The sequence below is a fragment of the Arthrobacter sp. LFS091 genome, from assembly GCF_047977885.1.
In the GTDB taxonomy this organism is placed as follows: domain Bacteria; phylum Actinomycetota; class Actinomycetes; order Actinomycetales; family Micrococcaceae; genus Arthrobacter.
Genome location: NZ_JBFPFP010000007.1, coordinates 271,503 through 284,627, shown reverse-complemented (window position 1 = coordinate 284,627; position 13,125 = coordinate 271,503). Strand labels below are relative to the sequence as shown.

Annotated in this window: 9 protein-coding genes; all 9 read right to left on the bottom strand. The window is 62.3% G+C overall.

The features are described from left to right. Positions 1–66 precede the first annotated feature (66 nt). Positions 67–567 carry a DUF3817 domain-containing protein gene (locus tag ACNQOP_RS15230; protein ID WP_284986517.1) on the bottom strand — a complete coding sequence of 167 codons (501 nt, stop codon included), beginning with the start codon at positions 565–567 and terminating at the stop codon, positions 67–69. Beyond that, the gene (locus ACNQOP_RS15225; RefSeq protein ID WP_284986516.1) at positions 564–1,439 is read right to left on the bottom strand and encodes an SURF1 family protein; all 876 of its coding nucleotides are present in this window, start codon (positions 1,437–1,439) and stop codon (positions 564–566) included. The genes ACNQOP_RS15230 and ACNQOP_RS15225 overlap by 4 nt, the downstream gene beginning before the upstream one ends. 60 nt (positions 1,440–1,499) lie before the next feature. Beyond that, positions 1,500–1,988, bottom strand: a complete 489-nt coding sequence (locus ACNQOP_RS15220; protein ID WP_416404973.1) for a PTS sugar transporter subunit IIA — start codon at positions 1,986–1,988, stop codon at positions 1,500–1,502. Positions 1,989–2,036: 48 nt separating this feature from the next. Further along, positions 2,037–3,791 carry a glycerol-3-phosphate dehydrogenase/oxidase gene (locus ACNQOP_RS15215; RefSeq protein ID WP_257371222.1) on the bottom strand — a complete coding sequence of 585 codons (1,755 nt, stop codon included), beginning with the start codon at positions 3,789–3,791 and terminating at the stop codon, positions 2,037–2,039. A gap of 131 nt (positions 3,792–3,922) precedes the next feature. After that, positions 3,923–5,059: a GuaB3 family IMP dehydrogenase-related protein gene (locus ACNQOP_RS15210; protein ID WP_211711214.1), complete on the bottom strand. Its 1,137-nt coding sequence runs from the start codon at positions 5,057–5,059 to the stop codon at positions 3,923–3,925. A 71-nt stretch (positions 5,060–5,130) separates the two neighbouring features. Beyond that, positions 5,131–7,023 (bottom strand): ABC transporter ATP-binding protein, encoded by a 1,893-nt coding sequence (locus ACNQOP_RS15205; RefSeq protein ID WP_416404972.1) that lies wholly within the window; start codon positions 7,021–7,023, stop codon positions 5,131–5,133. A gap of 93 nt (positions 7,024–7,116) precedes the next feature. Further along, entirely contained in the window at positions 7,117–8,628 is a 1,512-nt protein-coding gene (guaB, locus tag ACNQOP_RS15200; protein ID WP_416404971.1) for an IMP dehydrogenase, read from the bottom strand. A 242-nt stretch (positions 8,629–8,870) separates the two neighbouring features. After that, entirely contained in the window at positions 8,871–10,952 is a 2,082-nt protein-coding gene (locus ACNQOP_RS15195; RefSeq protein ID WP_416404970.1) for an acyltransferase family protein, read from the bottom strand. Beyond that, positions 10,949–13,048 (bottom strand): acyltransferase family protein, encoded by a 2,100-nt coding sequence (locus tag ACNQOP_RS15190; protein WP_416404969.1) that lies wholly within the window; start codon positions 13,046–13,048, stop codon positions 10,949–10,951. The genes ACNQOP_RS15195 and ACNQOP_RS15190 overlap by 4 nt, the downstream gene beginning before the upstream one ends. Positions 13,049–13,125: the final 77 nt, after the last annotated feature.

The window sequence follows — 13,125 nt, the reverse complement described above, 5'->3', positions numbered from 1 at the left end:
ATGGCGCGGAAGGGCCAAAACCGGGCCGGTCGTTAGGCATCTCACACCCGCGGCGCCCAGTGGTGCCTAGTAGCGCTTGGAGGCCTGGGGGTTCGCGGCCAACTCGGCCTCAACCTCTGCGTGGAATTTCTTCTCGACAAAGAACGACAGCAACGGAATGACGCCACCGAGTGCCAGCAGGACCATCTTGGAGAACGGCCACCGCATCAGGGACCACAGCCGGAAGTTCGAGACCAGGTAGACCACGTACATCCAGCCATGCACGATCAGCACCGACGTGGAGATGTTGAAGCCGCCAAGGACTCCCTTCGGCTCAGACTCGGCAAAACCGAAACCGAACGGCTGTCCGGTGACCGCATCGGTACCGCCAGCGTAGAGCGAAACACCGAAGGCGTAGCGGGCAATCAACTCCGCGCACAGCAGAAGAAGCATCGCACCCGTGAGGTAGGCCATCACCTTGTAGAACTTCAGCGCAGAACGGATCTGGGCTTCCGTTCCGCCAAACCGCCGCTTCTTGGGCTTGTTTCCGGATTGCTCGGGCTGGACGGCCGGTTTGGGCTCAATCATTGCTGCACCTTTTGTTGTTGCTCTGGGCTTGTCGAATCTGTGCTGGTGGGCTCTTCAGCGCCGTTTTCGCTGACTGTACCGTTTTCGGCGTCGAACTCGTCGTCCTCATCCTCTTCCAGGTCCCGGCGGTAGTCGTCCTTGACCAGCCGCCACCAGATGAAGATCGAGAAGCCGGCAAAGACTACCCACTCCACCGCGTAGAAGAGGTTCAGCCAGTTGACCTGCTCGGCAGGCGGCTGCGCGGGGATATTGAGGGGCTTCATCGTGTCGGAGGCCGGCACAGCTACCCCACCGGCCATCTCCGACGTCGCGGCGACGAAGCCGGGATAGCTGGAGACTTGCCAGTCGTTGATGAGTTCCGCGGTAGACACTGCCGACGCGCGTCCTGGACCGGCGTCGACGTTCGGTACGGGGGCTTCAGACGGGATGAGGCGACCGGTCAAGGTGATAGTGCCCGACGGCGGCGGCCCGGCTTGGGAGGCGTCGGCCACCCAGCCGCGGGCTACCGGAATCCAGGTCCGGGGCGAGGCGGCAACGCCGCTGAGCTTTGGGGCGTCATTGACCGCGAAGGCGGAGACGATCCAGTAACCCTTTTGGTTGTTGTACAGGCGGCCCTCCACAAGGACCTGCTTGTCGGGGTCATAGCTTCCGGTCGCGCTGACCATCTGGTCGGAGACGGATCCATGGAAGAACTCGCCCGGCTTGAGGACGTCCACAAGGGGTTTTACTTCCTCGATGCTGGACGGCGCGGGAGGCTCGTGCTGGGTGGACCGGCTGAGCTGCCATTGGCTGAGCAGCACAAACACCCCGGACAGCACAAGCGCAAAGACCAGTCCTGCGATCCAGCGGGGTTTCAACGCGGTTTTTAACACCCCTTAACCGTACTTCGTCCAGCTGTAGAACAACGAAACGGGTGTTCAGTGCACAAGACTTCAGTGGTCGAAGAACACCAAGCTGGAGTTGATGAGCTCTGAGATGACTTCGGGATCGTGCGCCCGGCGGAGTGATTCCCGGAAAGATTCCTTCGACAGGGACCGGGCAAGGGTGGCCAGCACCTCAAGGTGGTCCGAGAAGGAGCTTGCCGGGGTGGCGATGAGGAGGATCAGGGTTGCAGGCCCATCGGTTGCGCCGAAATCCAGGGCGTGGCCGAATTTGGTCACGCCCACCGCGATGGAGATCCTGTCCACGTACTCGCTGCGGGCGTGCGGAAGGCCTATTCCCCCGGGAAGCCCCGTTGCCAGTTGGTGTTCACGTGAATGTACCTGCTCCAGGAAGCACTCGAGGTTGGTGATCCGGCCAGCCGCGTGGAGCTTCGTGGCCAGTTGGGCCGCAGCATCGATCTTGTCCTGGGCGACAAGTTCGAGGATGACAGTGTCCGGGGTTGTCAGTTCCGCGTCATAGCGGTCAAGTGGTTCAGCCAAGTCGTGTTCCCTCCAGTGTGGCCCTGGGACCGCATTTCCCTGAACTGGTCAGCGAAGGGGAACGATGTCATCCACCCCCATGCGTGCGGCATCGGCCGATTCGTCATCGGGTTGCTGCTGACTAAGTCGTTCAGCTTCCACCCGCGCCAGGTAGTGCTTGATCTCGCTTTCGCGCTGGGTCTCGCTCCAGCCAAGGATTTCTCCCATCAGCTTAGCTACTACGGGCGCGGCAGACACACCGCGGTCCCAGGCTTCGATGGAAATACGGGTGCGGCGGGTCAAAACGTCATCAACGTGACGGGCGCCTTCGTGGGTTGTTGCATATACGACTTCTGCGGCGAGATAGTCGTCTGCACCTGGAAGGGGCTCTGCCAATTCCGGTCGGTTGGAGATGATGTCCAGGACTTCCGGGGTCATTGAGCCGAAACGGTTGAGCAGGTGCTCGACGCGGGCAACGTGGACACCGGCCTGCTCGGCGGACCTGCCACGCCGGTTCCACGCGGCCTTGAACCCTTCGGCGCCGAGCAGCGGAATGGTTTCCGTGCAGCTGGAGGGAACACGCTCGTCCATGGCCCTGGTCGCCTCGTCCACTGCATCCTTGGCCATGATCCGGTAGGTGGTGTACTTTCCACCGGCCACTACTACCAAGCCCGGCACAGGATGCGCCACAACGTGTTCGCGGGACAACTTGGCCGTGGAATCGTTGTCGCCGGCCAGGAGCGGACGGAGCCCTGCGTAGACTCCCTCCACGTCTTCCCGTGTCAATGGACGCTTCAGGACCTTGTTGACATGGTCCAGCACATAGTCAATGTCCTTGCTGGAAGCCGCCGGGTGCGCCTTGTCCAGCTTCCAGTCGGTATCCGTAGTCCCAATGATCCAGTGCCGCCCCCAGGGAATGACGAACAGCACTGACTTTTCCGTACGCAGAATTAACCCCACGGTGGACTGGAAACGGTCGCGGGGCACAACGAGGTGTATGCCCTTGGAAGCCCTGACTTTGAGCTGCCCACGATCTGTGACCATTGCCTGGGTTTCATCCGTCCAGACGCCGGTGGCGTTGACTACCTGCTTGGCCCTGATCTCAAAGACACTGCCGTCCTCTTGGTTTTCGACCTTGGCGCCCACCACGCGTTCACCTTCCCGGAGGAAGTCGACCACCCGGACACGGTTGGCTGCGTGCGCACCGTAATGGGCGGCAGTCCTGACCAGGTTGACCACCAGCCGGGCGTCATCGACCTGGGCGTCGTAGTAGCGTATGGACCCAACGAAGGCGTCGTCCTTGAGACTCGGAGCAGCGCGCAGGGTGCCGCGCCGGAAGAGGTGCTTATGCATGGGCACGCCTCGGCTGTGACCGGAAGTCAGGCCCAGGGTGTCATACAGCATGATGCCGGCGCCTACGTAGGGGCGCTCCCAGAAGCGGCGGGTCAGCGGATACAGGAAAGGAACCGGGCGGACCAGGTGGGGCGCGATCTGCTGGATCAGCAGCCCGCGTTCCTGCAGTGCTTCCTGGACCAGTCCGAAATCGAGCATCTCCAAATAGCGGAGTCCCCCGTGGATGAGCTTGGACGAGCGGGACGAAGTTCCTGAGGCCCAATCCCTGGCTTCGACGATCCCTACGGTCAGGCCGCGGGTCACGGCATCCAAGGCTGCGCCGGCTCCCACCACCCCGCCGCCCACGATCAGGATGTCGAGTTCCTTGCCGGCTTCGGCCGTGGCTTTCAGGACTTCGATCGACGCGGCGCGGGATTCCGGGCTCAAAGCTCCCTGCGAATTCCCCTGCGGACCGCCTGCGATATTGCTCATCGGACCCCTCCTCAAACGCAACAGCTGGTAGTTCCCTACCCTACTTGTTGGGTGCTTCCTTGGGCAGGGCACCGGAACGCAAAAACCCAGGCTTCCGGATGTTATCCGGAAGCCGGGGCTTCAAAGCAGAATCAGTTGCCCGAGTACGGTGACACGACGACGTCAACGCGCTGGAACTCCTTGAGGTCCGAGTACCCGGTGGTCGCCATCGAGCGCCTCAGCGCACCAATCAGGTTGGACGTGCCGTCCGTGTGGTGGCCCGGTCCGAAAAGTACCTCTTCCAAGGGACCGACCGTACCGACGTTGACGCGGTCCCCGCGGGGTGTTTCAAGGTGGTGCGCTTCCGGGCCCCAGTGCCAGCCGCGACCGGGGGCTTCCTCGGCGCGGGCCAAAGCGCTGCCGAGCATGACGGCGTCGGCTCCCATGGCGATGGCTTTGACAATGTCGCCCGAGCTGCCCATGCCGCCGTCGGCAATGACGTGGACGTAACGGCCGCCGGACTCGTCCATGTAATCGCGGCGGGCGGCCGCGACGTCGGAGATTGCCGAAGCCATGGGCGAGTGGATCCCCAGGGCCCGGCGGGTGGTGGTTGTTGCGCCGCCGCCGAAGCCAACCAGCACACCGGCAGCTCCCGTGCGCATGAGGTGCAGGGCTGGTGTGTAGCCGGCGGCTCCGCCCACGATCACGGGTACATCGAGCTCGTAGATGAACTGCTTGAGGTTCAACGGCTCGTGGTTCTTGGAGACGTGTTCCGCCGAAACGGTGGTACCGCGGATGACGAAGATGTCGACGCCGGCCGCCACCACGGTCTTGTAGTGTTCCTGGGTCCGCTGCGGTGTCAGGGAGCCAGCCACAGTAACGCCAGCGGCGCGGATCTCGGCGAGGCGGGAGCTGATGAGCTCAGGCTGGATGGGTGCCATGTACAAGTCCTGCATGCGCCGGGTGACCGCCGGGCTGCTGGTCTCGTCCGCCAGTCCTGCGATCTCGTCGAGGACCTTCTGCGGGTCCTCATAGCGCGTCCAAAGGCCCTCAAGGTCAAGGACGCCAAGACCACCGAGACGGCCAAAAGCGATGGCGGTATCGGGGGACATCACGGAGTCCATGGGGGCTGCGATGACCGGAGTCTCAAACTTGTAGGCATCGATCTGCCAGGAAACAGAGACGTCCTTCGGGTCACGTGTCCGGCGGTTCGGAACGATCGCAATGTCATCCAGGGAGTAGGCACGACGCCCACGCTTGCCACGGCCAATCTCAATCTCATAAGTCACTGCTCGAGTTTATCCCACCAACCCCACGCCACCGGCCCGGCCCAGCCACGCGGCGCCACGAAACACCGTGACTAAGGAACGTTCCGACTGGTTTCGTCCACGGACAGCTGGGATTCAAACATCCGGAAATACCGGCCACGCAACGCAACAAGCTCCTTATGCGTCCCCTGCTCGGCGATCCGGCCGTCTTCAAGCATGTACACGATGTCCGCCTTTTCGATGGTGGCCAAGCGGTGGCTGATGGCAATGATGGTGCTGCTGCGATCGGCGAAGAGACGAGTGAAGATGCGGTGCTCGGCCAGCGCATCAATGGCCGATGTGGGCTCGTCCATGACCATGAACGAGGCGTCGCGGTAGAAGTTGCGCGCCATGGCCAGCCGCTGCCACTGGCCTCCGGATAGTCCGCTTCCCTTCCGGCCCCGGGGGTCTTCCATCCAGTTGCTGACGTGGTTCTCCAGGCCGTTGGGAAGCTTGTTGATGAATTCCATGGCCTCGGCGTCGGAGGCGGCACGCCGGACGCGGGCATCATCGCGTGGCGCATCGACATCGCCCAGGTAGATGTTGTCGGCCGCCGTGGCGAACTCGTACTTGAGGAACTCCTGGCTCAGGACCGCGAGGTGCCTATGCCAGCTGGTGACATCAATCCCGGCCAGGTCCACGCCGTCGAGCAGGACCTGGCCCGAATCAGGCCGGTACAGTCCGGCCAGGATGCGGATCAAGGTGGACTTTCCTGCACCGTTTTCACCGACAATGGCAATATGCTGGCCCGCTGTGATGGTCATCGAAATGCCTTTGATGACTTCGATGTCACTGCCGGTGTAGCTGAAACGGATGTCCCTCAGTTCCACTGTCGAGGGAGATACGGCCAGGGGCTTCTCCTTGCCACTTGGAATCGGCAGCGCCATGAAGAGCTCATAGTCCTTGAGGTTGGCCAGGTCCTCATCAATGGAACTCAGCGAGGAAACGAGGTTGTTGGCTGTGGACAAGGCACGGCTGACGATCTGCTGGACGTAGAGGAACTGACCTACCGGCTGCGCCCTGGCGATGATCTGACCCACCACCCAGATCAGCGACACGACCTCGGCACCGTACTGCAGGGAGTCTGCTGCCAGTTGCTTGGGGATATAGCGCTTTTGGAAATCCAGGCGCCTTTTCTCGTCCGCGTCCCGCAACCGGGAGCGCAGGTCCATCAGGTACCCCACGATTCCATAGAGCCGCATTTCCGCAATGTGCTGCGGCCGGAGCAGGTTTTGCTCGATCATCCGCCGTTGCCGGCGCGAATCCACCTGGGTGTTCCAGTGCGCGATCTGCTCACGGGAGAGCTTGAACTGCAAATAGACGCTGGGCACAATCGCCACCAGCACGATCACTGCGATCCACCAACTGACAAGCAGCAACGCACCGATAGCGAGGATCACGGACACCAGCTGCGTAAAGATGGCAGCGATACGGTCCAGTACCCGGGCATACGAATCGGAAAACCGTTTGGCGCGATCGTAGAGGTCCACCGTCTCTTTGTCGTCATAGCGCCAGAAATCCAAGGCCAGGAAGCGTTCGTACATCATGTCGCCCACGATCGCGCCAACCCGGAAGCTCATCAATTGCTGGATGTACCGGTCAACGCTGCTGAACGCACCCCAAAACAACCCCAGGGCCGCGGTGACGACGACGTAGAGGACTGCCCGCGGACCGGCGTCGGGATCCCCCGCGTAACCGGCCGCCAGGGCGGTGGTGGTCAGCGCGGCAAAGTAGGTGGTGACCAGCGGCAACGTGGCCGAGATCAGTGAACCTAGAACCTTCATGACCACCGCTGCAGGTGAAGCCTTGAAGCTCACCTTGAGGACCTGCCCGACGGCGCGCGCGTACGGACGCAGCGCCAGCTTGCGGGGCGGTGCCTTGCCAGGTTGAAGTGGGTTCAGCCGGACCGACTCCGGGTGCCGCGGTTCCGCGGGCTTTTCAGACATATGCCCAGCCTATGCTTCCGGACCGACATTTCAGCCGCCCCGGCTTAAACAGCTGGTCCCCGTGAGTTACTCCACGGGGACCAGCAGATCAGATCAGCGGGAGCCGTAGTTCGGCGCCTCGACAGTCATCTGGATGTCGTGCGGGTGTGATTCCTTAAGACCCGCCGGCGTGATCCGGACGAACTTACCGCGTGCCTTGAGCTCGGGAATGGTGGGAGCGCCGGTGTAGAACATGGTCTGGCGGAGGCCACCGACCAGCTGGTAAGCCACCGAAGCCAGCGGGCCACGGAATGCCACACGGCCTTCGATGCCCTCAGGGATGAGCTTGTCATCACCGGAGACGTCTGCCTGGAAGTAGCGGTCCTTCGAGTAGGACGTGTTCTTGCCGCGGGACTGCATGGCACCCAGCGAACCCATGCCACGGTAGCTCTTGAACTGCTTCCCGTTGACAAAGATGAGGTCACCCGGGGATTCCTCACAACCGGCCAGAAGGGAGCCGAGCATGACGGTGTCCGCACCTGCAACCAGGGCCTTGCCGATGTCACCGGAGTACTGCAGCCCGCCGTCGGCGATCAGCGGAACGCCTGCCGGAATGGCGGCCTTGGCCGACTCGTAGATGGCGGTGATCTGCGGAACGCCGACACCTGCCACCACGCGGGTGGTGCAGATGGAACCCGGGCCAACGCCGACCTTGATGCCATCGGCACCCGCGTCGATCAGTGCCTGGGCGCCTTCACGGGTTGCCGCCTGGCCGCCAATGACGTCCACGTGCGCAGCAACCGGATCGGACTTAAGCCGCGAAATCATGTCGAGAACGCCCTGGGAGTGACCGTTGGCCGTGTCAACGAACAATGCGTCCACGCCTGCGTCGATGAGCTTCATGGCGCGCTCCCAGCCGTCACCAAAGAAACCAATGGCTGCGCCAACGCGGAGCCGGCCCTCATCGTCCTTGGTAGCCAACGGGTACTGCTCGGCTTTGGTGAAGTCCTTGGTAGTGATAAGGCCCTTGAGGCGGCCCTGCTCGTCCACCAGCGGGAGCTTCTCGATCTTGTTGGTGGCCAGCTTGTGCGAAGCTTCCTCGCGGCTAATGCCCACGTGACCGGTGATCAGCGGCATCTTGGTCATGGTGTCGGCGACGCTGCGGAGCGGGAAGTCGGACTCCGGAATGAACCGGGTGTCGCGGTTGGTGACGATACCCAGGAGCCTGCCATCGGTGTCAACAACGGGCAGGCCGGATACGCGGTAACGGGAGCAAAGCTCGTCCAGTTCCTGCAGGGTGGCTGACGGGCCAATGGTCAACGGGTTGGTGATCATGCCCGATTCGCTGCGCTTGACGCGGTCCACGTGCTCGGCCTGGTCATCAATGGACAGGTTGCGGTGGACAACACCCAAGCCACCCTGGCGGGCCATGGCAATCGCCATGCGGGACTCGGTGACCGTGTCCATCGCTGCGGAAAGCAGCGGGGTCTGCACGGTGATGCGCTTGGAAATGCGTGATGTGGTGTCTGCCTCGGACGGAATAACATCGGTGTGTCCGGGGAGCAGCAGGACGTCGTCGTACGTCAGGCCAATGAAGCCAAACGGATTGTGTTCGGGCTCGGTCATGAGTGTGCGCCTCTTACCTGGGTTCTTGGGGGCTTAACTGGTAGGGGTTGCAACTGATGACCAGCCCGTCATTACGGGACTGGCCTGTGCATAGGTACTGCATGGCAGAAGGTGCTGCCGGTATTGAATAAATAGTAGAACCTCCGCGGCGATCGCCATATTCCGCGACGCCTGACTGTGAGCAACAGCACTGGCGGCAGGCCGCCGTCGTACGTTGTCCAAGCCGCCGGCCGGTGCCAAAACTAGCTGTCAGACCAGCCCGTAGCGGCCAGCAACCGTTGCTCGAACATCGGGATCATGGTCTGCACGTACGTCTTGCTGAGGTGGTTGTCATCCTTGTAGACGTACACATTGCCCACGACTGCCGGGCATGTTCCCTGCTCACAAATGAAGTCGCTCATGTCCATCAGGAACAAGCGGTCGACTTTGCCAACGTAGTCGTCCAACGGCGAGGATGCTGCCAAAGATTCCTCCAGCGGAACATTGCAGTCCGGCGAATCCTTGCCCTTTTTCTGGACGCACTCCGGCATGTTGAAACTGAATCGCGGGTTATCCCGGACGCCCACCACGTCAATGCCAAGGTCCGTGAAAGGTTTGATGCCCTCAAGGTAGCCCGGCACTTCAGTTTCGAACGGCGCGTCCACGTGCGTCAGCGACGCCACCGTGAACACGGCATCAGGCTTGTGCTCCAGGACGTAAGCGGAGCTTGCCCTGTTGAAGTCGTTGCAAAAATCGGCCCGCTCCGACGATTGCGCTCCGAACCGGCAGCCGCCTTTAAGGAGCGTCACCACTTCCCAGCCATGCTGCTTGGCGATGGGGCCCAGGGCAGCCATGTACTGCTGGGAATGCGAGTCCCCCAGCACGACAATTCTCTTGGTGACCACCTCAGGCTCCCCGTTCTGGAGGCAGCCCTCCAGCACAGGATCACTGGGCACGTTGTCCCCGGTGCACTCACCATCAACGTTCGCCCACTCATCCTTCATGGCCGCCGGCGCAGGGATGACCAGGGCCTCCGCCGACGGCTCCCCCGCATAATCCGGGGACAGTGCGGCCGCGCCCGGGGTCAGCTCATGGGGCTGGGAGGCAATTGCCGTTGCCTCTGCAGTAATGGCGCCCTGCCAGGCAGTGACCGGCAACGCCAACAGCGCACCGCAGGAGACAATCACGACGGCGGCACGCCAGGACCGCACGTCCGGCCACTTCCAGCGCCGCAACGGTTGCTCGACGTACCTGGTAGTGGCCACCGCAAGCACTGCGGCGGCGGCCATAATGCCCATACCTTCCAGGATGTTCGGCGTGGTGGTCCCGGAAGCGAGCAGGAAGAACACCAGGATGGGCCAGTGCCACAGGTACAGGGCGTAGGAAATACCTCCCACAGCGACCAACGGGCGGGAACTGAGGATCCGGTCAACACCCCACCTGCTGCCGCTCTGCCCCGCGACGATGACAGCCGCCGCAGCCAGGGTGGGCCACAGTGCCACGAAGCCCGGGAATGAACGGTCAACCGTGAGCAGCAGCCCACAGGAGAGCATGGCTGCGATGCCGGCCCAGCCCAGGAAAACCCGGAGTCTCCGCCCCGGTTTCAGGTATGGCAGGGCCAGCGCAAGCAAGGAACCCAGGGCGAACTCCCACAGTCGGGCGCGGGTGTCGAAGTAGGCGTAGGCCTGGTTGCTGTAGGTCTCCTGGATCGAGAACAGCAGTGACGCCACGAACACCACAGCGAACGCCACGAAAAGCAGCTGCCGGTGACCAACGGCTTTCCGCCCCGGATACCGTTTGGCAAGGTGCGGCTGCAACAGTGCAATGCCGGCAAAGATCAGCGGCCAAAGAATGAACACCTGGCCCTGCACGGACAGCGACCAGAAGTGCTGGAGCGGGCTGGCATCCACGTGCTGCTGGGCGTAGTAGTCCACCGCGAAGGCAGCAAGCTGCCAGTTTTGCCGGTACAGGAGGGAAGCCCACGCTTCAGTGAGGACATCGGGCCAACGGCTCTGCGGGATAAGTGCCCAGGTCCCGGCGAGGATCGCCAGCAACACCACGACGACGGCCGGCAGCAAACGCTTGAAAACGTGCAGCCAGTGCCCCACAAGGCGCAAGGGCCGGTTAGCCTCAAGTTTGCGGGTGAAGGACAACGTCAACAGGAACGCCGAGATCAACAGGAAAACGTCTACCCCGCCGGAAACCTTGCCGAGCCAGATGTGGTAGGCCGCCACCATGACCACAGCCAAGGCACGCAGGCCCTGGACTTCCGGACGGAAACGGCGTTCCGACGTCGTGGTTTCCGGGGTTCCTGACGCAGCCGTGGCGCTCTGGGTTTCCATCATTCTTGCCACCCGGTCGCGGCAAACCACCTCTCGTCGAGCATGTCAGCCATGCTCTTTACATACGTTTTGGTCATGTGGTTGTCGTCCAGGTATACGAAGGTGTTTCCCACGATGGGAGGGCAGTAGGTTCCGTCGCAGATGAGGTCGGTCATGTCCAACACGAAAAGATCCTGGTACTTGCCCATGACGGCGTCGAAGGGACTCTGTGCCGCGAGCACATCCGATTCCAACGGTCGGCAGTCAGGGCTGTCCGGTCCCTTGGAAAGCGTACAATCCGTCAGGCTATAGGTGAACCGGGGGTTGTCGCGCATAGCGATCACCTGGGTACCAACGGCGTTGACTTCGGGGATGAGTTCCTCAAACCCGTGCGTGAGCTGCTCATCCGGTGTTGAGGGAGTCGCCGCGGTCCCCACCATGAAAACGGCGTCCGGTGGGTGGGCCGCAATGTGGCTGCGAACCTCACGGTTGAACTCATTGCACACCGGGTCCGCATCCGGATTATCCGTCATGAAGGGGCAGGCGCCGTAAAGCATGGCGTAAAGCCGCCAATGGTGTTGCTCAGCCAGCACCCCAACAGCCTCCAGCCATTGCTGGGAATGCGAATTGCCAAGAACCAGCACGGTCTTGGTCGCGTCATCGCCCACGTTGTTTTGCTGGCAGTTCTCCAGCAGCAGCGACGATTCCGGTTTGGTCTCGCCGGAGCACGACTCCGTCAGGTGCGCCCAGTCCGAAGGAAGCTGCTCAGCGGTGGGCAGCGTCATCGCGTTTTCGCCCACCTGGTTCACATATCCGGGAAGGAGAGCCTGGGCTCCGGGGTTATCGAAAGCGGCCTGCGCCTGGGCGGCCTTCAAGTCCAGGTCCTGCTTGTACTGGAATCCCAGGAGGGGCGCGCACGCCACGGCCAGGCAGGCAGCGATAGCAATGGCGGAGCGACGGCGGTTCACCTCCGGCCACTTCCATTCCCGGAACGGCTTCTCAACGTACTTGGTGGTGAGGAAGGCCAGGACCAAAGCCAGGGCGATGATCAGTGTTCCGGAGATCCAGCCCGCATGGTCCTTGCCGCTCCAAGCCAAGGCGATCACCAAAATGGGCCAGTGCCAAAGGTAGAGGGCGTAGGAGTTGTCGCCAAGCCGGACCAGGAAGCGTGAGCTCAGGATCCTGTCAACGCCCAGCCGGCTGCCTGTCTGGCCAGCGGCGATCACCGCGACTGCGGCAAGCGTTGGCCACAAAGCAACGAAACCCGGGAAGGCAGTCTGGACCTGCAGCAGGATCCCGCAACTGAGCATCGCGGCCACTCCGATCCAGCCCATGACGACGCGGACCGGCTTGGCGAAGTTCAGGCCAGGCAAAACCAGCGCGAGCAATGTTCCCAGCGCGAATTCCCACAGTCGGGCAAAAGTATCGAAGTACGCCACAGCCTGGTTATTGGCCGTGAATATGATCGAGTAAGCCAGGGAGACAACGAAGATGATCGCAAAGACATAGGCGAGCGTCGCCCGGTATTTCAGGCTGAAGCGCCGGCACAGGAGCGCTACGGAGGCGAAGATCGCGGGCCACAAAATGAAGACCTGGCCCTGGATGGACAGCGACCAGAAGTGCTGCAGCGGACTCGCCAGGCTATGGTCCGCAGCGTAGTAGTCAACCGCGAGGCCCTGCAGGAGCCAGTTTTCGTAGTAGAACAGCGAGGCCCACCCTTGGTTGACCACCTCGACCCAGCGGGTGGCCGGCAGGAAGACAAAGCTGGCCGCGAGTGTCGCGAGGAGGACCACCACGACGGCGGGGAGCAGTCGGCGGAACAGGTGCAGCCAGTGCCGCAGCAGATCCATCGGCCGGCGTTGTTTATAGCGTCCGGTGAACTGCAGGGTCATGAGGAACGCCGAGATGAGGAGGAAGACATCCACGCCCCCGGAGACCCGCCCGATCCAGACGTGGTAGCTCACCACCATCAAGACAGCGAGCGACCTCAGACCTTGGATTTCAGGGCGGAACTTCGACTTTCCAACGGGTCCCGAAGCCCGCCTGCCGGGTCGGGCAGGGGCTGGGATCGTTGGCGTAGTCACGTTAGGCAGTTCCTCAAAAGCTGTGGCACAAAGCATCCATCATACGCGGTCCGGCCGCGCCAACCCACTTGGGTCCGTCATCCGGGCTGCGTTCCAAGGCCCTCATTAGCTCA

Coding starts and splice junctions, on each gene's coding strand:
- ACNQOP_RS15215 (WP_257371222.1), bottom strand. CDS start 3,791: ATGAGCAATATCGCAGGCGGTCCGCAGGGGAATTCGCAGGGAGCTTTG.
- ACNQOP_RS15230 (WP_284986517.1), bottom strand. CDS start 567: ATGATTGAGCCCAAACCGGCCGTCCAGCCCGAGCAATCCGGAAACAAG.
- ACNQOP_RS15190 (WP_416404969.1), bottom strand. CDS start 13,048: ATGCTTTGTGCCACAGCTTTTGAGGAACTGCCTAACGTGACTACGCCA.
- ACNQOP_RS15195 (WP_416404970.1), bottom strand. CDS start 10,952: ATGATGGAAACCCAGAGCGCCACGGCTGCGTCAGGAACCCCGGAAACC.
- ACNQOP_RS15205 (WP_416404972.1), bottom strand. CDS start 7,023: ATGTCTGAAAAGCCCGCGGAACCGCGGCACCCGGAGTCGGTCCGGCTG.
- guaB (WP_416404971.1), bottom strand. CDS start 8,628: ATGACCGAGCCCGAACACAATCCGTTTGGCTTCATTGGCCTGACGTAC.